Annotated in this window: 29 protein-coding genes and 4 tRNA genes; all 33 read right to left on the reverse strand. The window is 48.5% G+C overall.

The genetic code is table 11. The features are described 5' to 3' along the window. Positions 1-11: 11 nt before the first annotated feature. Positions 12-317, reverse strand: coding sequence for a 30S ribosomal protein S14 (gene rpsN, locus ACN0R8_RS14960; RefSeq protein ID WP_417598821.1), 306 nt, complete (start codon positions 315-317; stop codon positions 12-14). An 11-nt stretch (positions 318-328) separates the two neighbouring features. Next, a complete protein-coding gene (gene rplE / locus ACN0R8_RS14965) occupies positions 329-868 on the reverse strand; it encodes a 50S ribosomal protein L5 (protein WP_078320639.1) in 540 nt (179 codons plus the stop codon). Positions 869-885: 17 nt separating this feature from the next. Beyond that, complete coding sequence (rplX, locus tag ACN0R8_RS14970) at positions 886-1,203, reverse strand: 50S ribosomal protein L24 (protein ID WP_078320638.1); 318 nt, start codon at positions 1,201-1,203, stop codon at positions 886-888. A 17-nt stretch (positions 1,204-1,220) separates the two neighbouring features. Beyond that, positions 1,221-1,589, reverse strand: a complete 369-nt coding sequence (rplN, locus tag ACN0R8_RS14975; protein WP_078320637.1) for a 50S ribosomal protein L14 — start codon at positions 1,587-1,589, stop codon at positions 1,221-1,223. Between the two features lie 52 nt (positions 1,590-1,641). Further along, positions 1,642-1,908, reverse strand: a complete 267-nt coding sequence (rpsQ, locus tag ACN0R8_RS14980; RefSeq protein WP_417598824.1) for a 30S ribosomal protein S17 — start codon at positions 1,906-1,908, stop codon at positions 1,642-1,644. A 1-nt stretch (position 1,909) separates the two neighbouring features. Next, positions 1,910-2,101: a 50S ribosomal protein L29 gene (rpmC, locus tag ACN0R8_RS14985; protein WP_078320635.1), complete on the reverse strand. Its 192-nt coding sequence runs from the start codon at positions 2,099-2,101 to the stop codon at positions 1,910-1,912. Continuing rightward, positions 2,101-2,511 carry a 50S ribosomal protein L16 gene (gene rplP / locus ACN0R8_RS14990; protein ID WP_078320634.1) on the reverse strand — a complete coding sequence of 137 codons (411 nt, stop codon included), beginning with the start codon at positions 2,509-2,511 and terminating at the stop codon, positions 2,101-2,103. The genes rpmC and rplP overlap by 1 nt, the downstream gene beginning before the upstream one ends. Positions 2,512-2,521: 10 nt before the next feature. Beyond that, positions 2,522-3,202 (reverse strand): 30S ribosomal protein S3, encoded by a 681-nt coding sequence (gene rpsC / locus ACN0R8_RS14995; RefSeq protein WP_078320633.1) that lies wholly within the window; start codon positions 3,200-3,202, stop codon positions 2,522-2,524. 11 nt (positions 3,203-3,213) lie between these two features. Next, positions 3,214-3,546, reverse strand: coding sequence for a 50S ribosomal protein L22 (rplV, locus tag ACN0R8_RS15000; RefSeq protein WP_078320632.1), 333 nt, complete (start codon positions 3,544-3,546; stop codon positions 3,214-3,216). Between the two features lie 17 nt (positions 3,547-3,563). Next, complete coding sequence (gene rpsS / locus ACN0R8_RS15005) at positions 3,564-3,839, reverse strand: 30S ribosomal protein S19 (protein WP_078320631.1); 276 nt, start codon at positions 3,837-3,839, stop codon at positions 3,564-3,566. 22 nt (positions 3,840-3,861) lie between these two features. Beyond that, positions 3,862-4,689 (reverse strand): 50S ribosomal protein L2, encoded by an 828-nt coding sequence (gene rplB, locus ACN0R8_RS15010; protein ID WP_417598828.1) that lies wholly within the window; start codon positions 4,687-4,689, stop codon positions 3,862-3,864. 16 nt (positions 4,690-4,705) lie between these two features. Beyond that, the gene (gene rplW, locus ACN0R8_RS15015) at positions 4,706-5,002 is read right to left on the reverse strand and encodes a 50S ribosomal protein L23 (RefSeq protein ID WP_078320629.1); all 297 of its coding nucleotides are present in this window, start codon (positions 5,000-5,002) and stop codon (positions 4,706-4,708) included. Further along, positions 4,999-5,607, reverse strand: coding sequence for a 50S ribosomal protein L4 (gene rplD / locus ACN0R8_RS15020; protein ID WP_078320628.1), 609 nt, complete (start codon positions 5,605-5,607; stop codon positions 4,999-5,001). Before rplD ends, rplW begins: the two co-directional genes overlap by 4 nt. An 11-nt stretch (positions 5,608-5,618) precedes the next feature. Next, positions 5,619-6,260, reverse strand: a complete 642-nt coding sequence (gene rplC, locus ACN0R8_RS15025) for a 50S ribosomal protein L3 (protein WP_417598830.1) — start codon at positions 6,258-6,260, stop codon at positions 5,619-5,621. A 113-nt stretch (positions 6,261-6,373) separates the two neighbouring features. Continuing rightward, positions 6,374-6,685 (reverse strand): 30S ribosomal protein S10, encoded by a 312-nt coding sequence (gene rpsJ / locus ACN0R8_RS15030; RefSeq protein ID WP_028304199.1) that lies wholly within the window; start codon positions 6,683-6,685, stop codon positions 6,374-6,376. 152 nt (positions 6,686-6,837) lie between these two features. Next, positions 6,838-8,061, reverse strand: coding sequence for an elongation factor Tu (gene tuf, locus ACN0R8_RS15035; RefSeq protein ID WP_078320626.1), 1,224 nt, complete (start codon positions 8,059-8,061; stop codon positions 6,838-6,840). Positions 8,062-8,089: 28 nt separating this feature from the next. After that, complete coding sequence (gene fusA, locus ACN0R8_RS15040; protein WP_417598832.1) at positions 8,090-10,198, reverse strand: elongation factor G; 2,109 nt, start codon at positions 10,196-10,198, stop codon at positions 8,090-8,092. A gap of 18 nt (positions 10,199-10,216) precedes the next feature. Further along, complete coding sequence (rpsG, locus tag ACN0R8_RS15045; RefSeq protein WP_417598834.1) at positions 10,217-10,687, reverse strand: 30S ribosomal protein S7; 471 nt, start codon at positions 10,685-10,687, stop codon at positions 10,217-10,219. 77 nt (positions 10,688-10,764) lie between these two features. Beyond that, entirely contained in the window at positions 10,765-11,139 is a 375-nt protein-coding gene (gene rpsL / locus ACN0R8_RS15050) for a 30S ribosomal protein S12 (RefSeq protein WP_028304195.1), read from the reverse strand. Positions 11,140-11,285: 146 nt separating this feature from the next. Next, positions 11,286-15,485 (reverse strand): DNA-directed RNA polymerase subunit beta', encoded by a 4,200-nt coding sequence (gene rpoC / locus ACN0R8_RS15055; protein WP_417598836.1) that lies wholly within the window; start codon positions 15,483-15,485, stop codon positions 11,286-11,288. A gap of 78 nt (positions 15,486-15,563) precedes the next feature. Next, the gene (rpoB, locus tag ACN0R8_RS15060) at positions 15,564-19,637 is read right to left on the reverse strand and encodes a DNA-directed RNA polymerase subunit beta (protein ID WP_417598838.1); all 4,074 of its coding nucleotides are present in this window, start codon (positions 19,635-19,637) and stop codon (positions 15,564-15,566) included. 207 nt (positions 19,638-19,844) lie between these two features. Next, positions 19,845-20,216, reverse strand: coding sequence for a 50S ribosomal protein L7/L12 (gene rplL / locus ACN0R8_RS15065; protein ID WP_417598840.1), 372 nt, complete (start codon positions 20,214-20,216; stop codon positions 19,845-19,847). 79 nt (positions 20,217-20,295) lie between these two features. Further along, positions 20,296-20,799 (reverse strand): 50S ribosomal protein L10, encoded by a 504-nt coding sequence (gene rplJ / locus ACN0R8_RS15070; RefSeq protein ID WP_417598842.1) that lies wholly within the window; start codon positions 20,797-20,799, stop codon positions 20,296-20,298. Between the two features lie 228 nt (positions 20,800-21,027). Then, a complete protein-coding gene (gene rplA / locus ACN0R8_RS15075) occupies positions 21,028-21,723 on the reverse strand; it encodes a 50S ribosomal protein L1 (protein ID WP_417598844.1) in 696 nt (231 codons plus the stop codon). Between the two features lies 1 nt (position 21,724). Continuing rightward, positions 21,725-22,156: a 50S ribosomal protein L11 gene (rplK, locus tag ACN0R8_RS15080; RefSeq protein WP_078320618.1), complete on the reverse strand. Its 432-nt coding sequence runs from the start codon at positions 22,154-22,156 to the stop codon at positions 21,725-21,727. Between the two features lie 62 nt (positions 22,157-22,218). After that, complete coding sequence (gene nusG, locus ACN0R8_RS15085) at positions 22,219-22,752, reverse strand: transcription termination/antitermination protein NusG (RefSeq protein ID WP_086481878.1); 534 nt, start codon at positions 22,750-22,752, stop codon at positions 22,219-22,221. A 13-nt stretch (positions 22,753-22,765) separates the two neighbouring features. Then, positions 22,766-23,134, reverse strand: a complete 369-nt coding sequence (secE, locus tag ACN0R8_RS15090) for a preprotein translocase subunit SecE (RefSeq protein WP_078320616.1) — start codon at positions 23,132-23,134, stop codon at positions 22,766-22,768. A gap of 57 nt (positions 23,135-23,191) precedes the next feature. Beyond that, a tRNA-Trp gene (locus ACN0R8_RS15095) sits at positions 23,192-23,267 on the reverse strand. A 127-nt stretch (positions 23,268-23,394) separates the two neighbouring features. Further along, positions 23,395-23,470: transfer RNA gene (locus ACN0R8_RS15100), tRNA-Thr, on the reverse strand. A gap of 2 nt (positions 23,471-23,472) precedes the next feature. Beyond that, positions 23,473-23,546: transfer RNA gene (locus ACN0R8_RS15105), tRNA-Gly, on the reverse strand. An 8-nt stretch (positions 23,547-23,554) separates the two neighbouring features. Beyond that, positions 23,555-23,638 (reverse strand) — tRNA-Tyr (locus ACN0R8_RS15110). A 126-nt stretch (positions 23,639-23,764) separates the two neighbouring features. Further along, positions 23,765-24,490 carry a type III pantothenate kinase gene (locus ACN0R8_RS15115; RefSeq protein ID WP_417598846.1) on the reverse strand — a complete coding sequence of 242 codons (726 nt, stop codon included), beginning with the start codon at positions 24,488-24,490 and terminating at the stop codon, positions 23,765-23,767. Further along, positions 24,438-25,394 (reverse strand): biotin--[acetyl-CoA-carboxylase] ligase, encoded by a 957-nt coding sequence (locus ACN0R8_RS15120; protein WP_417598847.1) that lies wholly within the window; start codon positions 25,392-25,394, stop codon positions 24,438-24,440. The genes ACN0R8_RS15115 and ACN0R8_RS15120 overlap by 53 nt, the downstream gene beginning before the upstream one ends. Positions 25,395-25,664: the final 270 nt, after the last annotated feature.

The following is a 25,664-nucleotide window of genomic DNA, read 5'->3' on the forward strand; positions in this document are numbered from 1 at the left end:
AATATACGCGGTTACCAGCTTGCTTTACGCAGGCCAGGAACATCACCACGCATGGCAGCTTCACGCAACTTGATACGGCTTAAGCCGAACTTGTTGTAGAAGCCATGCGGACGACCAGTCACACGACAGCGGTTACGCTGACGTGCTGGGCTGGAGTCACGTGGCAGTTTCTGCAGCTGTTGCTGTGCTTCCCAACGATCTTCTTCCGAAGTCGTAGGGTTAGCAATCAGAGCTTTTAACTCAGTACGCTTTGCAGCGTACTTCTGTACCAGCTTAGCGCGTTTTGTTTCGCGCTGAACCATACTAACTTTAGCCATGATCCTACCCTTTATTTCTTGAACGGGAACTGTAAAGCACTCAGAAGTGCTAAACCTTCCTCGTTAGTTTCCGCTGTGGTAGTGATAGTGATATCTAAACCGCGGATACGATCTACTTTGTCGTATTCAATTTCAGGGAAGATGATCTGTTCACGAACACCCATACTGTAATTGCCACGACCGTCGAACGATTTCGGGTTCAGACCACGAAAGTCACGAACACGCGGAATAGAAATGTCTACCAGACGATCCAGGAACTCCCACATACGATCAGCGCGCATGGTGACCTTGCAACCAATCGGCCAACCTTCACGTACCTTAAAACCAGCAACAGATTTGCGTGCTTTAGTTACGATCGGTTTCTGACCACTCAGTGCTTCCAGGTCTACCAGTGCGTTGTCAACCAGCTTTTTATCGCTGGTTGCATCGCCGATACCCATGTTAAGAGTCACCTTTGTGATGCGGGGAACCTGCATCACATTTTTGTAACCAAACTGCTCCTGCAACTTGGCTACAACTTCTGACTTATATAACTCTTTCAGTCTCGCCATGATGTTACCTGACTCGATTAGGCGTCGATCTCTTTCTGGGTCGACTTGTAAATCCGAACCTTGGAACCATCTTCCAAGACCTTGAAACCAACGCGATCTGCTTTGTTGGTTTCCTTGTTATAAATGGCAACATTTGATGAATGGATGGGCGCTTCGCGCTCAACAATACCACCTTGTGTGCCTAACATCGGGTTTGGTTTGGTGTGACGTTTAACCATATTCACACCAGAAATAACAATGCGACCATCTTTAAGAACACGCTTAATGGTGCCGCGCTTGCCTTTATCCTTACCCGCAATGACGATTACCTCGTCTTCACGTTTAATTTTACGCATAGCCGGTCTCTCGCTCCCTACAGCACTTCAGGCGCCAAGGAAATAATCTTCATGAACTTTTCGCCACGCAGTTCACGTGTCACAGGGCCGAAGATACGGGTCCCGATTGGGGCATCGTTGGTATTGAGCATTACTGCTGCATTACCATCAAAACGGATCACAGATCCATCCGGACGACGAATACCCTGACGCGTACGAACTACTACAGCCTTCAGGACTTGACCTTTTTTAACCTTACCGCGAGGAATTGCTTCCTTAACAGTAACTTTGATGATGTCACCAACTCGTGCATAACGACGCTTAGAACCACCAAGCACCTTAATACACATTACACGACGAGCGCCGCTGTTGTCGGCCACATCAAGCATGGTTTGCGTTTGAATCATCGGTTCTTCTCCAAACCAAATACGCTAACTAAACTTCGATTTGTGCCAGAGCTTAAAGCTCTACAGCACGCTCATCGATGCTCACCAAAGTCCAGGTCTTAGTCTTAGAAATCGGACGACATTCCTGGATCGTTACTACATCACCCATGTTTGCAGTGTTTTCTGCATCATGTGCATGTAGTTTGGTTGAACGACGGACATACTTACCATAGATGGGGTGTGCTACGCGACGCTCAACCAGTACAGTGATGGACTTGTCCATCTTGCTGCTTACCACTTTACCGGTAACGGTACGGGTATTTTTTTCTGTATCAGCCATCTTAGTTACCTGCTTTTTCTTTCAGCAAAGTCTTAACGCGAGCGATGTCACGACGAACCTGTTGCAGCAGGTGAGTCTGATTCAACTGACCAGTCCCCTTCTGCATGCGCAGGTTGAACTGATCACGAAGCAGAGTTTCCAGCTGTTCGTTGAGCTCTTGAACAGACTTTTCACGTAGTTCTGCTGCTTTCATTACATCACCGTCCGCTTAACAAAGGTGGTTGACACAGGGAGCTTAGCAGCTGCCAGTGTAAATGCTTCACGAGCCAGCTGTTCAGACACCCCTTCCATCTCATAAAGGACACGGCCTGGTTGAATCTGGCAAACCCAGTATTCAACATTACCCTTACCTTTACCCTGACGCACTTCAAGAGGCTTACCAGTGATCGGCTTATCAGGAAAAACACGGATCCAGATTTTACCACCACGTTTGATGTGACGAGTCATCGTACGACGAGCCGCCTCAATCTGACGTGCGGTAATACGGCCGCGACCTGTTGCTTTCAGACCGAACTCACCGAAGCTCACATTATGTCCGCGAGCCAGACCGCGGTTGCGGCCCTTCATCATCTTGCGGAACTTGGTACGCTTTGGCTGTAACATTGTCTATCTCCTACTTGCCTTTCTTCTTAGGCGCGTTCTGCTTTGCACGAACTTCTTCGATGCCACCCAGGATTTCGCCTTTGAAGATCCAGACTTTTACACCGATAACACCATAAGTGGTGTTAGCTTCAGCAGACGCGTAGTCAATGTCAGCACGCAGTGTGTGCAGAGGCACACGGCCTTCGCGATACCACTCAGAGCGTGCAATTTCAGCACCACCCAGACGACCGGACACCTGGATCTTGATACCCTTGGCACCAAGACGCATTGCATTCTGTACCGCGCGCTTCATAGCACGACGGAACATCACACGACGCTCCAGCTGACTGGCTACAGATTCTGCTACCAGTTTGCCGTCTAGTTCAGGTTTGCGAACTTCTTCGATGTTGATATGTACAGGCACGCCCATCATCTTAGTGACTTCGTTGCGCAGTTTTTCAACATCTTCGCCTTTCTTACCAATCACAATACCCGGACGGGCAGTATGAATGGTGATTCGAGCATTCTGAGCTGGGCGCTCAATCTGAATACGGCTCACAGAAGCCTGTTTCAGACGATCTTGCAGGAACGAACGAACCTGAAGATCATTGTTCAGATTATCTGCATAGTCACTACCTTCTGCGAACCATGTAGAAGTGTGATCTTTAACAATACCCAGTCGAATGCCAGTTGGATGTACTTTCTGACCCATCTGGTCGTCTCCTACTTATCTGCTACCTTAACCGTGATATGGCAAGTGCGCTTAAGAATGCGATCAGCACGGCCCTTGGCACGCGGTCTGATACGCTTCATGGTCATACCTTCATCAACAAAAATCGTTGATACGCGCAGCTCGTCGATATCCGCACCTTCATTGTGCTCGGCATTGGCAATGGCTGATTCAAGAACTTTCTTAACCAGCGCCGCAGCCTTTTTAGGGCTGAAGGTTAGCAGATTCAGTGCTTCTGCTACTGGCAGTCCGCGAACCTGGTCAGCTACCAAACGCGCCTTCTGTGCGGATAAGCGAGCACCCCGTAATTTAGCGGCTACTTCCATCTCTTATTCCCCTCGGCTTAACGCTTGGCTTTCTTGTCTACTACGTGACCGCGATAGGTACGTGTAGCAGCGAATTCACCCAGCTTGTGACCTACCATCTCTTCAGAGACGAGTACAGGCACGTGCTGGCGACCGTTATGAACTGCAATGGTCAGACCTACCATTTCCGGCAGGATCATGGAACGACGAGACCACGTCTTAATAGGACGACGCTCGTTGTTTTCCAGTGCAGCTTCAACCTTCTTCAACAGATGCAGGTCAATAAATGGACCTTTTTTCAGTGAACGTGGCACAGCTGTATCCTCTTAATAACTGTTACTTAGAACCGCGACGACGGACAATTAGTCGGTCAGTACGCTTGTTCTTACGTGTCTTATGACCTTTAGTCGGCACACCCCATGGGGTTACTGGATGACGACCACCAGAGGTACGACCCTCACCACCACCATGTGGGTGATCAACAGGGTTCATTGCAACACCGCGAACAGTTGGACGAACACCACGCCAGCGTTTGGCACCTGCTTTACCCAGGCGACGCAGACTGTGTTCAGAGTTACCAACCTCACCCAGAGTTGCACGACATTCAACCAGCACTTTACGCATTTCACCGGAGCGCAGACGCAGAGTTGCATAAGCACCTTCACGAGCGACCAGCTGAACTGCAGCACCAGCAGAACGCGCAATTTGTGCGCCTTTACCTGGTTTCAGTTCGATACAGTGTATAACGCTACCAACAGGGATGTTACGAAGCGGCAAAGTATTGCCCGCTTTAATCGGCGCATCAACACCAGATTGTACCGCATCACCCGCTTTCACACCTTTAGGTGCAATGACATAACGACGTTCACCGTCTGCATACTTCAGCAGTGCAAGATGCGCAGTACGGTTCGGATCGTATTCAATACGCTCAACAGTCGCTGGAATGCCGTCTTTGTTACGACGGAAATCAACCATACGATAATGTTGACGATGACCACCACCAATATGGCGAGTGGTGATACGACCGTTGTTGTTACGTCCGCCAGTCTTCTGTTTTTTAGCCAGCAGTGGTGCATAAGGAGCACCTTTGTGCAGATCACTGTTAACTACTTTAACAACGTGGCGACGACCTGCTGATGTGGGTTTAGATTTAACAATAGCCATTGTCCCAACTCCTCGCTTATTCAGCGCCAGCAAAGTCGATTTCTTGACCTTCCGCTACAGACACATAAGCCTTGCGGAAACCTTTACGACGACCAATACCACGGGCAGTACGCTTAGTTTTACCTTTAACGTTTACAGTGCTAACACCGGTCACGTTAACTTCAAACAGAGCTTCTACAGCCTTTTTGATTTCTGGCTTAGTCGCATCAGCAGCTACTTTAAATACGTACTGATTGTTTAAATCAGCAACGACAGCCGCTTTCTCAGAAACATGAGGTCCTAGCAGAACCTTGAAAATGCGCTCTTGGTTCATCCCAGCTTCTCCTCGAACTGACGCAGAGCAGGTACGGTTACCAGCACTTTTTCATAAGCCACTAAGCTAACCGGGCTTGCTGCTGCAACATCAATAACTTCAACATTAGGGATGTTACGAGCCGCCAGGAACAAATTAGTGTCAACTTCTGAAGTCACGATCAGAACTTTGTTCAGATCCATTTCCTTCAGCTTGTTCACCAGAACTTTTGTTTTTGGTGCATCTACAGTGAACTCTTCTACTGCAACCAGACGCTCTTTGCGTGCCAGTTCAGACAGGATGCTGCGCATTGCTGCACGGTACATCTTTTTGTTCACTTTCTGCTCAAAGTTCTGAGGCTTCGCTGCGAAAGTTGTACCACCGGAGCGCCAGATAGGGCTACGAATAGTACCCGCACGTGCGCGACCAGTACCTTTCTGACGCCATGGTTTAGCGCCACCACCACTCACTTCTGAGCGGGTCTTCTGTGCACGAGTGCCTTGACGGGCTGCTGCCAGATATGCAGTAACAACCTGGTGTACCAGAGCTTCATTATACTCTTTACCAAAGGTTGCCTCAGATACTTCAACGGTACCTGTTGCTCCGCCTGCAAGATTCAGATTCATTCTCTTACCCCTTAGCCGCGAGCTTTAACTGCTGGACGAACAATAACCTGACTACCTGGAGCACCAGGTACACCGCCTTTAATAAGCAGCAGATTACGTTCAGCATCGACACGAACAACTTCCAGACTTTGAACAGTAGAACGCTCAGCACCCATGTGGCCAGCCATTTTCTTACCTTTGAAAACGCGACCTGGGGTTTGACACTGACCGATTGAGCCTGGAGCACGGTGAGATAGAGAGTTACCGTGTGTAGCGTCTTGCATGCGGAAGTTCCAGCGCTTAACACCACCCTGGAAACCTTTACCTTTGGAAGTGCCGGTCACGTCAATAATTTGACCAGCTTCAAAGAGGGATACGTTCAGTTCACCACCAACTTCAGGTGCTTCATCACCTTCCGCCAGACGGAACTCAACCAGACCTTTACCAGCCGCAACACCCGCTTTCGCGAAATGGCCTGCTTCTGCTTTGGTCAGATGCTTTGCTTTACGATCACCAGAAGTTACCTGGATCGCAGCATAGCCGTCTTTTTCAAGCGTACGAACCTGTGTTACGCGGTTTGGAGAAACCTCGATAACAGTTACAGGTACGGATACACCATCTTCGGTAAATACGCGGGTCATACCGCTTTTCTTACCGACAAGACCGATAGTCATATTTCGACTCCTTAGTGTACGGGGCTATCACCCGCTATGGCTGCACTTTTCATTGCATTCCACTGATAAATTGTGTGTCGTCTCCCGACGAGCGCCTAATTTAGATTGGCTAATTAGCCAAGACTGATCTGCACATCAACACCTGCAGCCAGATCCAGCTTCATCAGTGCGTCTACTGTTTTTTCTGTAGGCTCAACGATATCAAGAACACGCTTATGAGTACGAATCTCGTACTGATCACGCGCGTCTTTGTTCACGTGAGGTGAAATCAGAACAGTAAAACGCTCTTTGCGGGTCGGCAGCGGGATTGGACCATGCACCTGAGCACCAGTACGCTTTGCAGTATCAACAATCTCCTGCGCGGACTGATCGATCAGACGATGATCGAATGCTTTCAGACGAATTCGAATTTTCTGGTTTTGCATTCCAAAAACCCCAGTTGGAAACGAGCTAAATGAGCTCACCCTTGATAAAAAGGAAGCGCATTGTAAGAGGAGGGAAATCAGATGTCAAGCATAGACGAAAAGGGATCACCGAATTATTCGGGATCCCTTTCCAATCTAATCAAAGAGAATTATCACTCGATGATTTTAGCAACAACACCAGCACCTACAGTACGACCACCTTCGCGGATAGCGAAGCGCAGACCTTCTTCCATCGCAATAGGAACGATCAGGGTAGCGCGCAGCTGAACGTTGTCACCCGGCATTACCATTTCAACGCCTTCTGGCAGCTCGCAAGCACCAGTTACGTCAGTTGTACGGAAGTAGAACTGTGGACGATAGCCTTTGAAGAAAGGAGTATGACGACCACCTTCTTCTTTAGACAGGATGTACACTTCTGCTTCAAACTCAGTGTGAGGAGAGATAGAACCTGGCTGACACAGAACCTGACCACGTTCAACGTCTTCACGCTTAGTACCACGCAGCAGTGCACCAATGTTCTCACCTGCACGACCTTCGTCAAGCAGCTTACGGAACATTTCAACACCAGTACAAGTAGTCTTAACAGTGTCTTTAATACCAACGATTTCAACTTCGCTACCAGTATTAACGATACCGCGCTCAACACGACCTGTTACAACAGTACCACGACCGGAGATGGAGAATACATCTTCGATAGGCATCAGGAATGCACCGTCGATTGCACGCTCTGGCTCAGGAATGTATTCATCCAGAGCTTTAACCAGTTTAGCTACAGCTGTTGTACCCAGCTCGTCAGCATCTTCGCCATTCAGAGCCATCAGTGCAGAACCTGCAATGATAGGAGTATCGTCACCTGGGAAGTCATAAGTAGACAGCAGATCACGGATCTCCATATCTACCAGTTCCAGCATTTCGTCGTACTCTTCAGTACCAACACCGCCACAATCTTCAGCCAGCAGGTCTGCTTTATTCAGGAATACAACGATGTAAGGTACACCAACCTGACGAGACAGCAGGATGTGCTCACGAGTCTGAGGCATAGGGCCATCAGTCGCACCACAAACCAGAATCGCACCATCCATCTGAGCAGCACCAGTGATCATGTTTTTAACATAATCGGCGTGACCCGGGCAGTCTACGTGCGCGTAGTGACGAATGTCGGAATCATACTCAACGTGGGACGTTGCGATAGTAATACCACGCTCACGCTCTTCTGGAGCATTATCGATACCATCAAATGCAACCGCTTCACCACCGAAAACTTCTGCACATACACGAGTCAGAGCAGCAGTCAGTGTAGTTTTACCGTGGTCAACGTGGCCGATAGTACCAACGTTTACGTGCGGTTTGGAACGTTCAAATTTTTCTTTAGACACAGCTAAAACCTCTTTTCATATTTAGCGGCTATTTATGATTAATAACAGCTTCAACAATGCTTGAAGGTGCTTCCGCATATTTCTCAAACTCCATGCTGTAGCTGGCACGGCCTTGAGTTGCGGAGCGCAGGTCGGTTGCATAACCGAACATTTCACCTAGCGGTACCAGGGCACGAATGACTTTCCCCGAGACGGTGTCATCCATACCTTGAACCAAACCACGACGACGGTTCAGGTCGCCCATTACATCACCCATATATTCTTCAGGCGTTACCACCTCAACCTTCATTACAGGCTCAAGAAGAACAGGATCTGCATTGATACAACCTTGTCTGACAGCCATAGAACCCGCGATCTTGAACGCCATTTCATTGGAGTCCACATCATGGTACGAGCCATCATACAATGTAACCTTAACGTCGATCATAGGGTAACCGGCCAGAACACCATTCTGCAGCTGCTCAGAGCAGCCCTTGTCTACAGCAGGAATGTATTCTTTAGGCACCACACCACCTACGATTTCGCTATTGAATTCGTAGATTTTTTCACCGTCTTCACCCTTATCAGTCAAAGGCTCAATACGCAGCCAAACATGACCAAACTGACCACGACCACCAGACTGACGTATAAACTTTCCTTCCTGCTCTACAGAGGAACGGATTGTTTCACGATAGGCAACTTGCGGCTTACCAATATTCGCATCGACCTTGAACTCACGGCTCATACGATCAACGATAATATCAAGATGCAACTCACCCATACCTGAAATCAGGGTCTGGCCGGTCTCTTCGTCAGTCTGCACACGGAATGATGGATCCTCCTGAGCGAGCTTACCCAGCGCTACGCCCATTTTCTCCTGATCCGCCTGAGTCTTAGGCTCAACCGCAACAGAAATAACAGGCTCTGGAAACTCCATACGCTCAAGAATGATCTTCCCACCCGCATCACACAGGGTGTCACCTGTGGTGACATCTTTCATGCCGATCAGGGCAGCGATATCACCTGCACGGACTTCTTTGATCTCTTCACGGTCATTTGCATGCATCTGAACCATGCGGCCCACACGCTCTTTCTTGCCTTTGACAGAGTTGTACACACTGTCACCAGACTTCAAAACACCGGAATACACACGAACAAAGGTCAGCGCACCCACAAAGGGGTCGGTAGCAATCTTGAAAGCCAAAGCGGAGAAATGCGCAGAATCATCCGCCTCACGATTGGCGATGGTTTCACCATCATCCAACGTCCCTTCAATCGCTTTAACTTCCGTTGGAGCCGGCAGATACTCTACAACGGCATCCAGAACTGCCTGAACGCCTTTGTTCTTAAAAGCAGAACCACAAAGCGCCAGTACAATTTCATTATTCAAAACACGGGCACGAAGACCTGACTTGATCTCATCGATCGTCAGCTCTTCGCCTTCGAGATACTTGTCCATCAGCTCATCAGATGCTTCGGCAGCTGCCTCAATCATCTTCTCACGATACTCCTCAGCCTGATCAAGAAGCTCCGACGGAACCTCTTTAAGCTCATAAGTCATACCGTTATCGGCCATATCCCAGTAGATTGCTTTCATGCGCATCAAATCGATAACGCCTTCAAACTCATCTTCTGCACCGATATTCAACTGAATCGGAACCGGTATTGCTTTTAGACGACTCTCAATCTGGTCGACCACGCGCAGAAAATCCGCACCTGTTCGGTCCATCTTGTTCACAAATACGATTCGGGGGACTTCGTATTTATTCGCCTGACGCCATACCGTTTCAGACTGTGGCTCAACACCAGAGGAACCACAGAAAACCACCACAGCACCATCAAGAACACGCAACGAGCGTTCAACTTCAATAGTGAAGTCTACGTGCCCAGGTGTGTCAATAATGTTAATCCTGTGTTGATCAAACTGTTGATCCATACCTGACCAGAAACAGGTAGTAGCAGCAGAAGTAATGGTAATACCACGCTCCTGCTCTTGCTCCATCCAGTCCATGGTCGCCGCGCCATCATGTACTTCACCAATCTTATGAGAAAGACCAGTGTAAAAAAGCACGCGTTCAGTTGTTGTTGTTTTACCAGCATCAACGTGCGCGCAAATACCGATGTTACGGTAGCGGTCAATTGGGGTCTTACGTGCCACGACATATCTCCCGTTATATTAGAAGCGGTAGTGCGAGAATGCCTTGTTCGCTTCTGCCATGCGGTGAACGTCTTCACGTTTCTTAACAGCAGCGCCTTTACCTTCAGCTGCATCAAGAATTTCACCAGCAAGACGCAGATCCATGGATTTTTCACCACGGCCACGCGCTGCATCTACCAACCAACGCATAGCAAGAGCCATACGACGGGCAGGACGCACTTCAACGGGTACCTGATATGTAGCACCACCCACACGGCGGGATTTTACTTCCACCAAAGGCTGGATAGATTCAAGTGCTTTTTCAAACATTTCCAGCGGTTGCTCTTTGCTGCGCTCTTCTACTTTATCAAGAGCACCGTAAACGATTTTTTCAGCAACAGATTTTTTACCGCTAACCATTACATGGTTCATAAACTTAGCCAGGCGCTCATTACCGAACTTAGGATCCGGGATAATTTCACGCTTTGCGGCGACGCGACGTCTAGGCATTGATAAGCCCTCTTCCAGGTCTTCAGGTAAATCCGGAATTTACTCCGGCCTTACTCTTATCGACAGAGATTAATTTATTAAGACTTAGGACGCTTGGTTCCGTATTTGGAACGGCCCTGTTTACGATCCTGAACACCAGAAGTATCCAAGCTACCACGAACTGTGTGATAACGAACACCTGGTAAATCCTTCACACGACCACCGCGGATCAGAACAACAGAGTGCTCCTGAAGGTTGTGACCTTCACCGCCGATGTATGAAGAAACTTCAAAACCGTTAGTCAAACGTACACGACATACCTTACGAAGAGCCGAGTTAGGCTTCTTAGGGGTAGTTGTGTATACACGAGTACATACACCGCGTTTTTGCGGGCAGCTTTGAAGAGCAGGTACGTCACTCTTCTCAACTTTACGCTTACGAGGTTTGCGTACCAACTGATTGATGGTTGCCATGAAAGCAGACTCCACGTTGTACACAAAAAAGACAGTGGATAAACCACCGCCATACTAATTTAAGGAGGCGCATTGTATGTTGCCTCCCCTATACAGTCAAGGCCGGACATCATCCGGCCTTCACTCACTTCACCGCGAAGTAAATATTAATCTTCGCTGTTCAGCATTTCACTCAGAGCCGCTTCAACTTCACTGGCCGTTGGGCCAGCCATAGCTGCTTCAGCATCCTGAAGTTTTTGCTTACGGTTGCTGTGATAAGTCAGACCTGTGCCCGCAGGAATCAGACGACCTACAACAACATTCTCTTTCAGGCCACGAAGTTGATCGCGCTTGCCGGTTACAGCAGCTTCGGTCAGTACCCTTGTGGTTTCCTGGAAAGATGCAGCAGAGATAAAGGATTCTGTTGCCAGAGATGCCTTAGTAATACCCTGCAGTACACGCGTGTACTTAGCCGGGAATTTATCCGCTTTCTCAAGAATCTCGTTCTCTTCCAGAACCTGAGATACTTCAACCTGGTCACCGTGAATAAACGTCGAGTCACCGGATTCTGCGATCTCTGCTTTACGCAGCATTTGGCGGGCAATAACTTCGATATGCTTATCGTTAATGCCTACGCCCTGCAAGCGATAAACTTCCTGCACTTCACTGGTAATATATTCAGCCAGTTTACTGACACCCAGAAGACGCAGAATATCATGCGGGTTGGATGGGCCATCAGAGATCACCTCACCACGCTCAACTTTTTCACCCTCAAACACGTTCATCACGCGCCATTTAGGGATCAGCACTTCATAAGTCTCGCCATTATCCTGAGTAATTTGGATACGGCGCTTACCCTTAGTTTCTTTACCGAAAGTCACAACACCAGAAACTTCAGCCAGCAGAGCAGGCTCTTTCGGACGTCGCGCTTCAAACAGGTCAGCTACGCGTGGCAGACCACCGGTAATATCTTTGTTACCACTGGATTCCTGTGGAATACGGGCAATAATTTCACCGACACCCACTTCTTTGCCATCCTCAACGGTAACAACTGCATTACCAGGCAGCAAATACTGCAGAGGTGTCTGAGAGTTTGGCATTGCCAGCTCATTACCCGCTTCATCCAACAGCATAATCATTGGACGTAAATCTTTACCTGCCGCCGGGCGAGCAGATGGATCGATAACCTCAATAGAGGAAAGACCCGTCAGCTCATCCTGGGTACGGGTAATAGTGATGCTATCTTCCATCTGGTTAAACTTGGCACGACCCGCCATTTCAACCACAATTGGGTGGGTGTGTGGATCCCACTTGGCCAGAATCTGGCCAGATTCAACCATATCACCTTCACGAACACTAATTTCTGCACCGTATGGCAGCTTGTAGTATTCACGTTCACGGCCAGTTTCATCAGCCACCGCCAATGCACCGGAACGGGAGACTGCAACCAGTTTACCGTCTTTACGCTCGACAACCTTAATGTTGTGGAAGCGAACTGTGCCACCATGCTTAACCTGCACATTATCGATAGCAGACGCACGGGAAGCAGCACCACCAATGTGGAACGTACGCATCGTAAGCTGAGTACCCGGCTCACCGATCGACTGTGCTGCAATAACACCAACAGCCTCACCCACGTTAACCAGATGGCCACGCGCCAGGTCACGGCCATAACAGCTTGAGCAGACGCCATATCGCGTATCACATGAGATTGCAGAACGCACAATAATCTCATCAACACCCATGGTGTCCAGACGATCACACCAAGCCTCATCCAGCAGTGTACCGCGAGGAATCAGAATCTCGCCGGTGTCATGCTTAACCACATCCTGCGCCACAACACGACCCAGAACACGATGACCCAGAGGCACAACGATATCCCCACCCTCAATCAGAGGATGCATCGTCAGGCCGTTCTCAGTACCACAGTCATGCTCAGTAACAACCAGATCCTGTGCCACGTCAACGAGACGACGCGTCAGATAACCAGAGTTAGCCGTTTTCAGTGCGGTATCCGCCAAACCTTTACGAGCACCGTGAGTCGAGATGAAGTACTGAAGTACGTTCAGACCTTCACGGAAGTTCGCCACAATCGGTGTTTCGATGATGGAGCCATCCGGCTTAGCCATCAGGCCACGCATACCGGCCAACTGACGGATCTGTGCAGCACTACCACGAGCACCGGAATCGGCCATCATGAATACTGAGTTGAAAGAGTCCTGCTCTTCCTCTTCACCATTCCGGTTGATGACAGTCTCTTTCGAGATACCTTCCATCATAGCCTTAGCAACCTTATCGTTTGCTTTCGACCAGATATCGATAACCTTATTGTACTTCTCGCCCTGTGTTACCAGACCGGAAGAGAACTGCTGCTCAATCTCTTTAACTTCCGCTTCCGCTGCCGCAACGATTTGTGCTTTTGCATCAGGAATTACAAAGTCATTAACACCGATCGAAGCACCAGACAGCGTCGCCTGACGGAAACCGGTGTACATTAGCTGGTCAGCAAAAATAACAGTATCTTTCAAGCCAACACGGCGATACGAGTTATTAATCAGGCGAGAGATCGCCTTTTTGCTCATCGGCTGGTTCACAAGGTCAAAAGGCAGACCTTTCGGTAATACACGGTACAGCATTGCACGACCAACTGTGGTGTCTTTAATTGAAGTAACCTCTTCAATTTCACCGTCGTCCTGCAATAACTTCTCTGTAATACGCACTTTGACTTTAGCCTGCATGTGCACCTTACCGGCACCCAACGCACGCTCAGCTTCGTCAACACCACTGAACACCATACCTTCGCCTTTCGCGTTGATACGGTCACGAGTCATGTAGTACAGACCCAGTACAACGTCCTGAGATGGTACGATAATTGGCTCACCGTTCGCCGGTGACAGTACGTTGTTGGTAGACATCATCAACGCACGGGCTTCAAGCTGTGCTTCGGTGGTCAGAGGCAGGTGAACCGCCATCTGGTCACCATCAAAGTCAGCGTTATATGCCGCACAAACCAGTGGGTGCAACTGAATCGCTTTACCTTCAATCAGCAGAGGTTCAAATGCCTGAATACCCAAACGGTGCAGTGTTGGTGCACGGTTTAACAGTACTGGGTGCTCACGGATAACCTCGGCCAGAATATCCCAAACTTCCGGCAGTTCACGCTCAACCATCTTCTTAGCAGCTTTAATGGTTGTCGCCATGCCTTTTGCTTCCAGGCGCGCGAAGATAAATGGCTTGAACAGTTCAAGAGCCATTTTCTTAGGCAGGCCGCACTGGTGCAGTTTCAGCTGTGGACCTACGGTAATTACGGAACGACCGGAGTAGTCCACACGCTTACCGAGAAGGTTCTGACGGAAACGCCCCTGCTTACCTTTGATCATATCTGCCAAAGACTTCAGAGGACGCTTATTAGAGCCCGTAATCGCACGACCACGACGACCGTTATCCAGCAGAGCATCAACCGATTCCTGCAGCATACGTTTTTCGTTGCGTACGATAATGTCGGGAGCGTTCAGGTCCAGAAGACGCTTCAGACGGTTATTACGGTTAATCACACGACGGTACAGATCGTTCAGATCCGAAGTCGCGAAACGACCACCATCTAGAGGAACCAGTGGACGTAGATCGGGTGGCAGTACAGGCAGTACTTCCATGATCATCCACTCAGGCTTGTTACCTGATTTAAAGAAGGCTTCCAGAAGCTTCAGACGCTTGGATAGCTTCTTAATTTTGGTTTCACTGTTGGTTTGCGGAATCTCTTCACGCAGGTGATTGATCTCTTCTTCGAGCTCGATGTCTTTCATCAGCTCCTGGATCGCTTCAGCACCCATGCGGGCGTCGAAGTCATCACCAAATTCTTCCAGTGCTTCGTAGTACTGCTCATCGTTCAACAGCTGACCACGTTCCAGAGTCGTCATACCCGGATCGATCACTACGAAAGATTCGAAGTAAAGTACACGCTCAATATCACGCAGGGTCATATCCAGCAGCAAACCGATACGCGACGGTAGGGACTTCAGGAACCAAATATGTGCAACAGGTGACGCCAGTTCAATATGACCCATACGGTCACGGCGCACTTTAGCCTGTGTAACCTCTACACCACATTTTTCACAAATAATACCACGGTGCTTCATGCGCTTATATTTACCGCACAGGCATTCGTAGTCTTTTACCGGACCAAAAATCTTGGCACAGAACAAGCCATCGCGTTCCGGCTTGAAGGTACGGTAGTTGATGGTCTCTGGCTTTTTAACTTCGCCAAAGGACCAAGCGCGAATCATATCCGGCGATGCCAGAGTGATTTTAATCGAGTCGAATTCGTCGCTTTGTCCCTGTGCTTTCAGCACATTAACTAGATCTTTCATCGGCAACTGCTCCAAAAGGAGTTACTGATGCGGGCCGCAGCCCGCATCGGAATTCATCTGCTTCAATCTGTTAAGCGGTTAGCTTTCCAGATCAATGTCGATACCCAGAGAACGGATTTCCTTCACCAACACGTTGAAGGATTCTGGCATACCCGGTTCCATGCGATGGTCGCCATCAACGATGTTTTTATACATCTTGGTACGACCGTTCACATCATCCGACTTAACAGTCAGCATCTCCTGAAGGGTATAAGCCGCGCCGTATGCTTCCAGCGCCCACACTTCCATCTCACCGAAACGCTGACCACCAAACTGAGCTTTACCACCCAGAGGCTGCTGCGTTACAAGGCTGTAGGAACCTGTGGAACGGGCGTGCATTTTGTCATCAACCAAGTGATTCAGTTTCAGCATGTACATGTAACCTACGGTCACAGGACGGTCGAACTGCTCACCGGTACGGCCATCACGAAGCCAGACCTGACCGCTGTCAGGAATGTCCGCCAGACGCAGAAGTTCTTTGATCTCAGGCTCAGGTGCACCATCGAATACTGGTGTTGCGATAGGAACACCCTTGCGAAGGTTCTGAGCCAGAGCAATCACTTCATCGTCCGTCAGGCTATCGATATCTTCTTTGTGGTTACCGACCTGATTATAAACCTTGTCCAGGAACTCACGAATTTGCTGTACCTGGTTATCACGCTGCTCCAGCAACATTTCATTGATCTTATCACCAAGACCCTTAGCCGCCATACCCAAGTGAGTTTCAAGGATCTGACCCACGTTCATACGGGATGGTACACCAAGCGGGTTAAGAACAATGTCTACCGGCTCACCTTTGGCATCGTACGGCATATCTTCAATCGGCATAATCGCAGAGATTACACCTTTGTTACCGTGACGGCCTGCCATCTTATCACCAGGCTGGATACGACGTTTGATAGCAACGTAAACTTTAACAATCTTCAGAACACCGGGAGCAAGGTCATCACCCTGCTGCAGCTTCTTCTTCTTGTCTTCAAACTTCTCGTCCATCTCTTTGCGGCGCTGCTCAAGCTGCTCATCAGCTTGCTGCAGAACCTCATTAAGAGATTCATCAGCTAGGGATAACTTAAACCAGTCTTTACGTGGTAGCTCAGCAAGATAATCGCTGGTCAGCTTGTCACCTTTCAGCAACTTAGGACCACTCAGAACCTCTTTACCATCCAGCTGGCGACCTAAGCGTTCGAATGTTGCTTCTTCAGCAATGCGGTACTCTTCCTGAAGATCCTTACGAACCTCATCAAGCTGAGACTGCTCAATAGCACGAGCACGAGTGTCTTTCTCAACACCATCACGAGTGAAGACCTGCACATCGATAACGGTGCCTTTTACGCCTGTCGATACACGCAGAGATGTATCTTTAACGTCGGAGGCTTTTTCACCAAAGATCGCACGCAGCAGTTTCTCTTCTGGAGTCAGCTGGGTTTCACCTTTCGGCGTAACCTTACCAACCAGAATGTCACCTGCGCCTACTTCAGCACCGATATAAACAATACCGGACTCATCCAGTTTGCCCAGTGCGCTTTCGCCTACATTCGGGATATCGGATGTAATCTCTTCAGGGCCCAACTTGGTATCACGGGATACACAGGTCAGTTCCTGAATATGAATCGTGGTAAAGCGATCTTCCTGCACAACCCGCTCAGAAACCAGAATGGAATCCTCGAAGTTGTAACCGTTCCACGGCATAAAGGCGATGCGCATATTCTGACCCAGGGCCAGATCACCCAGATCCACAGAAGGACCATCAGCCAAGATATCGCCACGGGCAACCACATCACCAGGACGCACAATGGCACGCTGGTTGATACAGGTGTTCTGGTTAGAACGGGTGTATTTGGTCAGATTGTAGATATCTACACCGGCTTCACCGGCATCGGTCTCTGCATCGTTAACACGAATTACGATACGGCTGGCATCCACAGAATCGATCACACCACCACGGCGAGCCACGGCACAAACACCGGAGTCACGGGCAACAAAGCGCTCCATACCGGTACCGACCAGCGGCTTGTCAGCACGCAGTGTTGGTACAGCCTGACGCTGCATGTTCGAACCCATCAATGCGCGGTTAGCATCATCGTGTTCCAGGAACGGAATCAGAGCCGCTGCAACCGAAACAACCTGACGCGGTGAGACATCCATCAGAGTGACCTGATCGGGAGTCATAAAGGTCGTTTCACCTTTGTGACGCACCTGAACCAGCTCATCAACCAGCTGACCATCTTTAATGGTCGCGGAAGCCTGTGCAATGATGTATTGGCTTTCTTCGATTGCAGACAGATAAGCCATCTCATCGGTGACCATGCCATCAACCACTTTACGGTACGGTGTCTCAAGGAAACCGTAGTCATTCGTGCGGGCATAGGTCGCCAGAGAGTTAATCAGACCAATATTTGGCCCCTCTGGGGTCTCAATTGGACATACACGGCCGTAGTGCGTTGGGTGTACGTCACGTACTTCAAAACCTGCACGTTCACGGGTCAGACCACCAGGGCCTAACGCAGAAACACGACGCTTGTGAGTTACCTCAGAAAGCGGGTTATTCTGATCCATAAACTGAGACAGCTGAGAAGAGCCAAAGAACTCTTTGATCGCTGCCGCGACAGGCTTAGCATTGATCAGATCCTGAGGCATCAAGCCTTCACTTTCTGCCAAAGACAGACGCTCTTTAACCGCACGCTCAACACGAACCAGACCAACACGGAACTGGTTTTCAGCCATTTCGCCAACAGAACGGATACGACGGTTACCCAGGTGGTCGATATCATCAACCTCACCCTTACCGTTACGAATGTTGATCAGCTCACGTAAAACATCAATGATGTCTTCATGGCTCAGAACGCCTGACCCTGTATCTTCAGTCCGTCCGATACGACGGTTAAACTTCATGCGACCCACTGCAGAAAGATCATAGCGATCTTCGCTGAAGAACAGGTTAGCAAACAGTGCTTCGGCAGACTCTTTCGTTGGCGGCTCACCAGGACGCATCATGCGATAGATCTCAACCAGTGCTTCCAACTGATTACGAGTGCTATCGATACGTAAGGTGTCTGAGATAAACGGACCGCAATCCAGATCATTGGTGTATAAGGTTTCAATAACCTTACAGCCAGACTGAGCCAGTTTTTCGAGAATCTCGTTATTGATTTCGGAGTTACATTCGCAAATAAGCTCGCCGGTCTTTTCATCCACCATGTCTTTCGCGAGTACGCGACCGAACATGTATTCAACCGGAACCTTCAGCTTATCAAGACCCGCTTTTTCAATCTGACGGATATGACGCGGCGTGATACGACGATCTTTTTCAACAATGACATTGCCATCATTGTCACAGATATCGAAGGATGCTGTTTCACCACGAAGGCGACTTGGCACCAGCGCCATGAACAAACCATCACGTTCAAAGTAGAACTTATTGGTGTCAAAGAACATATCCAGCATCTGTTCAGACGTATAGTTCAAAGCACGCAGAAGAACAGAAGCAGGTAGTTTGCGACGACGGTCAATACGAACAAAGACACTGTCTTTAGGATCGAATTCAAAGTCCAGCCATGAACCACGGTAAGGGATCACCCGCGCTGAATACAGCAGCTTACCGGATGAGTGGGTCTTACCTTTATCATGATCGAAGAAAACACCCGGAGAACGGTGAAGCTGAGATACGATAACACGCTCAGTACCATTAATTACGAAGGTACCATTCTCAGTCATCAGGGGCATTTCGCCCATGTAAACTTCTTGTTCTTTAATATCCTTGATTGCCTTGTTTGATGACTCTTTGTCATAAATGACAAGGCGGACTTTAACGCGTAAAGGTGCCGCGTAAGTAACACCACGCAGTTGGCACTCTTTTACATCAAAAACCGGAGCACCCAGACGATAGCTAACATATTCCAGAGATGCATTACCGGAATAGCTTTCGATTGGGAATACCGACTTAAACGCAGCGTGAAGGCCTAAATCCTCCCGCTGTTCAATAGTTTTTTCTTCTTGCAGGAAGGATCGATAGGAGTCCAGCTGGATGGCCAGCAAATACGGCACATCCATGACATGGGGTAGTTTACCGAAATCCTTGCGGATACGTTTTTTCTCAGTATATGAGTAAGCCATCAGTATTCCCCAGCTTGTTCATCTGATCAGGCCACGACATGGATCTAACACATCCAGTTGATCGATGTCGATAAGTCTTCACACCGCCGATTAAAGCAGCAACGTGTTTAAAAGCAGTCAAGGATATTATGAACAGAAAAAGGCCGGCGGCGAATCGCCACCAGCCCACTGCAATTTTCAGCAGCGTCTGCTGTACTGCAAAGCTTATTACTTCAGCTCTACAGATGCACCAGCTTCTTCCAGCTGTGCTTTAGCAGCTTCAGCGTCATCTTTAGATACGCCTTCTTTAACTACAGCAGGAGCACCGTCAACCATAGCCTTGGCTTCTTTCAGACCCAGACCAGTGATTGCACGTACTGCCTTAATTACATTAACTTTCTTGTCACCAGCACCAGCCAGAACAACGTCAAATTCAGTTTGCTCAGCAGCAGCAGCTTCGCCGCCTGCAGCACCACCAGCTACTACTGCAGCCGCAGCAGATACACCGAATTTTTCTTCCATTGCTTCAACCAGTTCAACAATATCCATTACGGACATTTCAGCAACTGCATTGATGATATCTTCTTTAGTCAGAGCCATTATCTTAGCTTCCCAACGTTGTAGAGCAATTGTCGCTCATTAAAACCAAAATTCTTTATCGATAGAACAAGAAACGCTATTAAGCAGCTTCTTCTTCTTTCTGATCGCGAATAGCTGCCAGTACGCGTGCCAGCTTGCCTGCAGATGCTTCTTTCATAGTCATCATCAGGCTTGCAATAGCTTCGTCGTATGTTGGCAGTTTTGCCAAACGGTCAATATCCGCAGCCGCGATCAACTCTCCTTCGTACGCCAGAGCTTTAACTTCGAACGCTTCTTCTTCTTTAGCAAAATCTTTCAGAAGACGCGCTGCCGCACCCGGATGCTCCATAGAGAAAGCGATCAGAGTAGGGCCTACGAAGCTTTCTTTCAGGCACTCAAATGAGGTACCGTCAACAGCTAGGCGAGCCAGCGTGTTACGAACAACACGCAGCTGTACACCGGCTTCACGAGCTTCTTTACGCAGTGCAGTCATTGCACCAACAGTAACGCCACGTGAGTCGGCAACTACAACAGAAAGAGCAGACTGGGCAGCTTCGTTGACTTCAGCAACAATTGCTTTTTTGTCTTCGAGACGTAGTGCCACTTTACTTGCTCCTAAGCTATGAAGGCTATTGCCTTCTTCTTACCACCACCCCTTTTCAGGGAAGTAACGATGGTTGGGCACCAGAAAATCTGGCGGGCCATTCCATCTGCGCAGGACTCAGATCGAAATCTAAAATTAAGCCTAAACTCCTGCGGTCTTTGACGGAACTCCTGCACCTGACTAATTAATAGCCAAGATACCGAAGCCCCGCAAAGTTTAGTAACTGTCTTAAACCGCCAGATCAGAGATGTCGATCGTCAGGCCAGGGCCCATGGTGGAAGACAGTGTAATTTTCTTCAGGTAAACACCTTTAGAAGCAGATGGCTTCAGCTTCTTCAGGTCAGCGACCAGCGCTTCAAGGTTACCTTTAATAGCATCAGCGGTGAAATCCACCTTACCAATACCAGCATGAATAATACCATTCTTGTCCGTACGGTAGCGAACCTGACCAGACTTAGCATTCTTAACAGCATTTGCTACGTCAGGTGTTACAGTACCAACCTTAGGGTTAGGCATCAGACCACGAGGGCCTAACAGCTGGCCCAGCTGACCCACAACGCGCATTGCATCTGGAGATGCAATCACAACATCATAGTTCAGATCGCCGCCTTTCATTTCAGCAGCCAGTTCATCCATACCTACAACGTCAGCACCTGCTTCTTTAGCGGCATCAACGTTGGCACCCTGGGTAAATACAGCAACACGTACATCTTTACCGGTACCGTTAGGCATAACAGTAGCACTACGAACAACCTGGTCAGATTTACGAGGATCAACACCCAGATTAACCGCTACTTCTACGGATTCATTGAACTTGACAGTAGACAGCTCAGAAAGCAAAGCAATTGCTTCAGAAACGGTATATGCCTTTTCAGCATCTACCTTGTCACGAATCAGTTTAGCGCGCTTAGATAACTTAGCCATTTTACAGACCCTCCACGTTCAGACCCATACTACGGGCAGTACCAGCGATTGTACGAACGGCTGCATCCATGTCAGCAGCAGTCAGATCAGGCTGTTTAGTGGTAGCAATCTCTTCAAGCTGAGCGCGAGTCACTGTACCCACTTTCTGGGTATTCGGGCGTGCACTACCGCTCTTCAGGCCTGCTGCTTTCAGCAGCAATACAGCCGCCGGAGGTGTCTTAGTTACAAATGTAAAGCTACGATCGGCATATACAGTAATAACAACAGGAATCGGCAAGCCCGCTTCTACATCTTGAGTAGCTGCGTTAAATGCTTTACAAAACTCCATGATGTTAACACCATGCTGACCCAGAGCCGGACCTACTGGAGGACTTGGGTTCGCTTTACCTGCACCAACCTGCAGCTTGATATAGGCTTCAACTTTCTTAGCCATTTTTCTCTCCTATGTGGGTATAACGCTTTTCAGCTTCCCGTTAAGACGACATGCGCCTGAAATTAGTCTTTTTCTACCTGGCCAAACTCAAGCTCAACCGGCGTAGAACGACCGAAGATAAGCACAGAAACCTGAAGCTTACTCTTCTCATAATTCACTTCTTCGACAACGCCATTAAAATCTGCAAATGGCCCATCAATAACTCGAACGACTTCGCCTGGCTCAAAAAGAGTCTTAGGACGAGGCTTATCAGTCCGGTCCGCAACACGCTGCAAAATAGCATCAGCCTCACGCTCAGTAATTGGAGCTGGCTTCTCAGCAGTACCACCAATAAAACCTAAAACTCGAGGCGTCTCTTTAACCAAGTGCCATGCAGAATCGTTCATCTCCATCTGCACCAGAACATAACCAGGATAAAACTTACGCTCGCTCTTGCGCTTCTTACCGTCACGCATTTCAACAACTTCTTCTGTCGGCACTAAAATCTCACCAAACAGATCTTCCACTCCATGGAGCTTCACTCGCTCCTGCAGAGAACGCATTACATGCTTCTCATAACCTGAATAGGCATGCACAACATACCAACGCTTAGACATGTCTATTCCTCGATCAATTAACAACCATTGAGACCAACCAGCCAAGAAGGGTATCAATCCCCCAAAGCACAAGCCCCATAAACAAAACTGCTGCAAGAACAATCAGGGTTGTCTGAGTTGTCTCTTGGCGCGAAGGCCAAACAACCTTGCGAATTTCTGCGCGAGACTCCGCAGCCATATCTATGAAGCGGCGGCCTTTTTCGGTCTGCATCGCAACAAAGCCAGCAACGACAGCAATAACCAAAACACCTAAAACGCGATATAAAGGCGAATATTCTTTAAAATAAAGATTTCCCGCCACTGCAACAGAGACAAGCAGAACTACCAAACCCCATTTAATACCATCAAAATTTGATGACTGGGTTTCCGCGTTGCTTTTCATGATGAACTCCTTAGATTTCGGCGGCTGCCGAGAAGGATATACCAGACGGGGAGATACTGGCAGGCCAGGAGGGACTCGAACCCCCAACAGCCGGTTTTGGAAACCGGTGCTCTACCAATTGAACTACTGGCCTAACACTTGCTCGCTGAGCCAAAAAAACAGCCCGAGCATTCTACTCTTGAGCACAAAGGCTTGCAAGCCAAAACGCTAAAAGCTACACAGAAAAAAACAGACGGATAAACCGTCTGCTTTTTCAAAACTGGAGCTCATGACCGGATTTGAACCGGTGACCTCTACCTTACCAAGGTAGTGCTCTACCAACTGAGCTACATGAGCCTTGGAGCGGGCAGCGGGAATCGAACCCGCATCATCAGCTTGGAAGGCTGAGGTTCTACCACTAAACTATGCCCGCAAGAAAAATGGTGGAGGGGGAAGGATTCGAACCTTCGAAGGCGAACCGGCAGATTTACAGTCTGCTCCCTTTGGCCACTCGGGAACCCCTCCGAGCTTAAACCTTAATGGCACCAAACTAGCTACCAGGCTTTTCGCTTGTGCCTCTTGCGGCAACGGGGCGTACTATACCAACCCTATTACCCTCTGGCAAACCTTTTTTTAAGTTTTTTTCCTTTTTTATTCAAAGCAGTAGCGCAAACCACGAATAACAAGGGTTCTGTCAATTTCAGCATTTAGCCCACATCCTGTTTCTAAAGCCTTTTCGGCATCACCGCCAGTTAAGAAAAAGAGCTTATCTTTAGACTCAATGGACTGAATGTCAGCAAGCCAAGAAAAAACCAAGCGATTAATACCATGATCAACACAGCTTTCAGTGTTATCGCCAGGCCCAAGTCTTAAGGAATCACCGCCAAAACCTACCTGAGCGGTATGGACACCTAAAGCCTCCTTCATAAGCCTATATCCAGGTGCAATATAACCACCAAGGTGCATTCCGTCGTTGTCTACGAAGTCTGCAGTAATCGCAGTTCCCAGATCTATGACACTAAAACCCTTACGGTTTTCAATCCACAAAGTCAGCATGGCTAACCAGCGGTCAACCCCTAGCCTAGCCACATCATTATAGGCAACGGTTAGTCCCTTATGATATTTGGTAACTCTTGCAATTCTAACAAGCTGGGTTATTGACCGCGACCAACTGGCAACCTCTTCATGGCGAGATACTGTTGCTACTCTAAGCTCATCAATCCCCTGTAACGGTAGAGAATCAAAGCTGTCTGCATACTTAATTCCAGTGTCATCTGCAGCCATGTACTTAATCCGCGTGTTACCAACATCCACTAGGAGTACTTTACTTAGCTCTGACACTGACTTCTCCACCAGCAAAAGCACGTAGGGTTCCATCTCCAAGGCGAATCTGAATATTACCCCGACCGTCTAAGCCTTCAGCCACACCCTCTATCTCTAGCGCCCCCAAAAATACTGTCACAGCCTTTCCAGTGAGGAAGTCATACCTTTCCCACTCAGGTAACAGACCAGAAGTTTTTCCTAAAACAATTTGATTCAGCCTTTCATAAATCCGACGTATTAGCGCAGTAGCCACTTCTTCTCGACGCACATCAGTGTATTGATCTACCGCTGTAAATGGCTGACCAATATCTTCCTGATGAAGGCTTGAGTTGGTAAAGTTGATTCCAATTCCGATTACTACATTGCATTGGCTTGAGAGATCGCCATCAACTTCAATCAGAATTCCTGCCAACTTTTTGCCATCTCCATAGACATCATTTGGCCATTTAACTTTAACATCTGTAACCCCCTTATCCTCAAGCACCTGCGCGACGCTAATACCCACCTCAAGACTCAGGGTTTCAAGTGAGGCGGCACCAACAGGCAAAGCGGCAGCACAGGACATATACAAGTTCGCACCATAAGGACTTATCCAGTTACGCCCTCTACGACCACGACCTACTGTCTGCTGCTCGGCAAGCGCAGCACTAAAATTATCCGGCCATTGTGTTTTCTTTTCTGCAACCGCATTCTGAGCATCAGTATTAGTGCTCCCGGTAATAGCGTTAAGTCGGATGTCTATACCATCGACTTTTATAAGCGCTTCATCAATCGGATCAAAGGAATACTTCAGCCGATAACCTTTACTCTGCTCACGCTCTATTTTTAGCCCTATAGCTTCCAGCTTCTGTATTCGCTTCCAAATTGCGGCGCGACTAACACCCAACATCTCTGCCAACTGGACACCACTGTGCCACTCACCATCAGAAAAATAATTAATCAGAACAGAATTATCCACAACAGCACCTCATAAAAGCCAGACACCACTATAACTCTCTGCCAAGCTTTCGGCACCCGCTAGTCTCTTTCAATAATATATTTACCGGGATGTGTAATCCTACTCTCCCTGTCAACCATAAATCCGAGGCATAAAAAAACCCCGCTTCTAGGAAGCGGGGTTCTTTTGGGCTGCTTGCTTACGCAGTCAGCCAGTATAAGGCGCTTGACGATGTCCTACTCTCACATGGGGAGACCCCACACTACCATCGGCGCTGAGCAGTTTCACTTC

This window comes from Oceanospirillum sp. (assembly GCF_048265165.1).
Lineage (GTDB): Bacteria > Pseudomonadota > Gammaproteobacteria > Pseudomonadales > Halomonadaceae > Oceanospirillum.

Coding starts and splice junctions, on each gene's coding strand:
- rplE (WP_078320639.1), bottom strand. CDS start 868: ATGGCGAGACTGAAAGAGTTATATAAGTCAGAAGTTGTAGCCAAGTTG.
- rplL (WP_417598840.1), bottom strand. CDS start 20,216: ATGGCTCTGACTAAAGAAGATATCATCAATGCAGTTGCTGAAATGTCC.
- rpoC (WP_417598836.1), bottom strand. CDS start 15,485: ATGAAAGATCTAGTTAATGTGCTGAAAGCACAGGGACAAAGCGACGAA.
- rpoB (WP_417598838.1), bottom strand. CDS start 19,637: ATGGCTTACTCATATACTGAGAAAAAACGTATCCGCAAGGATTTCGGT.
- nusG (WP_086481878.1), bottom strand. CDS start 22,752: ATGTCTAAGCGTTGGTATGTTGTGCATGCCTATTCAGGTTATGAGAAG.
- rplX (WP_078320638.1), bottom strand. CDS start 1,203: ATGCGTAAAATTAAACGTGAAGACGAGGTAATCGTCATTGCGGGTAAG.
- rpsC (WP_078320633.1), bottom strand. CDS start 3,202: ATGGGTCAGAAAGTACATCCAACTGGCATTCGACTGGGTATTGTTAAA.
- rplC (WP_417598830.1), bottom strand. CDS start 6,260: ATGACTATCGGTCTTGTCGGTAAGAAAAGCGGTATGACCCGCGTATTT.
- rpsQ (WP_417598824.1), bottom strand. CDS start 1,908: ATGGCTGATACAGAAAAAAATACCCGTACCGTTACCGGTAAAGTGGTA.
- rpmC (WP_078320635.1), bottom strand. CDS start 2,101: ATGAAAGCAGCAGAACTACGTGAAAAGTCTGTTCAAGAGCTCAACGAA.
- ACN0R8_RS15115 (WP_417598846.1), bottom strand. CDS start 24,490: ATGGAACCCTACGTGCTTTTGCTGGTGGAGAAGTCAGTGTCAGAGCTA.
- rplD (WP_078320628.1), bottom strand. CDS start 5,607: ATGAATCTGAATCTTGCAGGCGGAGCAACAGGTACCGTTGAAGTATCT.
- rplV (WP_078320632.1), bottom strand. CDS start 3,546: ATGGAAGTAGCCGCTAAATTACGGGGTGCTCGCTTATCCGCACAGAAG.
- rplN (WP_078320637.1), bottom strand. CDS start 1,589: ATGATTCAAACGCAAACCATGCTTGATGTGGCCGACAACAGCGGCGCT.
- rpsN (WP_417598821.1), bottom strand. CDS start 317: ATGGCTAAAGTTAGTATGGTTCAGCGCGAAACAAAACGCGCTAAGCTG.
- rplP (WP_078320634.1), bottom strand. CDS start 2,511: ATGTTACAGCCAAAGCGTACCAAGTTCCGCAAGATGATGAAGGGCCGC.
- rpsJ (WP_028304199.1), bottom strand. CDS start 6,685: ATGCAAAACCAGAAAATTCGAATTCGTCTGAAAGCATTCGATCATCGT.
- rpsG (WP_417598834.1), bottom strand. CDS start 10,687: ATGCCTAGACGTCGCGTCGCCGCAAAGCGTGAAATTATCCCGGATCCT.
- rplB (WP_417598828.1), bottom strand. CDS start 4,689: ATGGCTATTGTTAAATCTAAACCCACATCAGCAGGTCGTCGCCACGTT.
- rpsL (WP_028304195.1), bottom strand. CDS start 11,139: ATGGCAACCATCAATCAGTTGGTACGCAAACCTCGTAAGCGTAAAGTT.
- rplW (WP_078320629.1), bottom strand. CDS start 5,002: ATGAACCAAGAGCGCATTTTCAAGGTTCTGCTAGGACCTCATGTTTCT.
- rplA (WP_417598844.1), bottom strand. CDS start 21,723: ATGGCTAAGTTATCTAAGCGCGCTAAACTGATTCGTGACAAGGTAGAT.
- rplK (WP_078320618.1), bottom strand. CDS start 22,156: ATGGCTAAGAAAGTTGAAGCCTATATCAAGCTGCAGGTTGGTGCAGGT.
- secE (WP_078320616.1), bottom strand. CDS start 23,134: ATGAAAAGCAACGCGGAAACCCAGTCATCAAATTTTGATGGTATTAAA.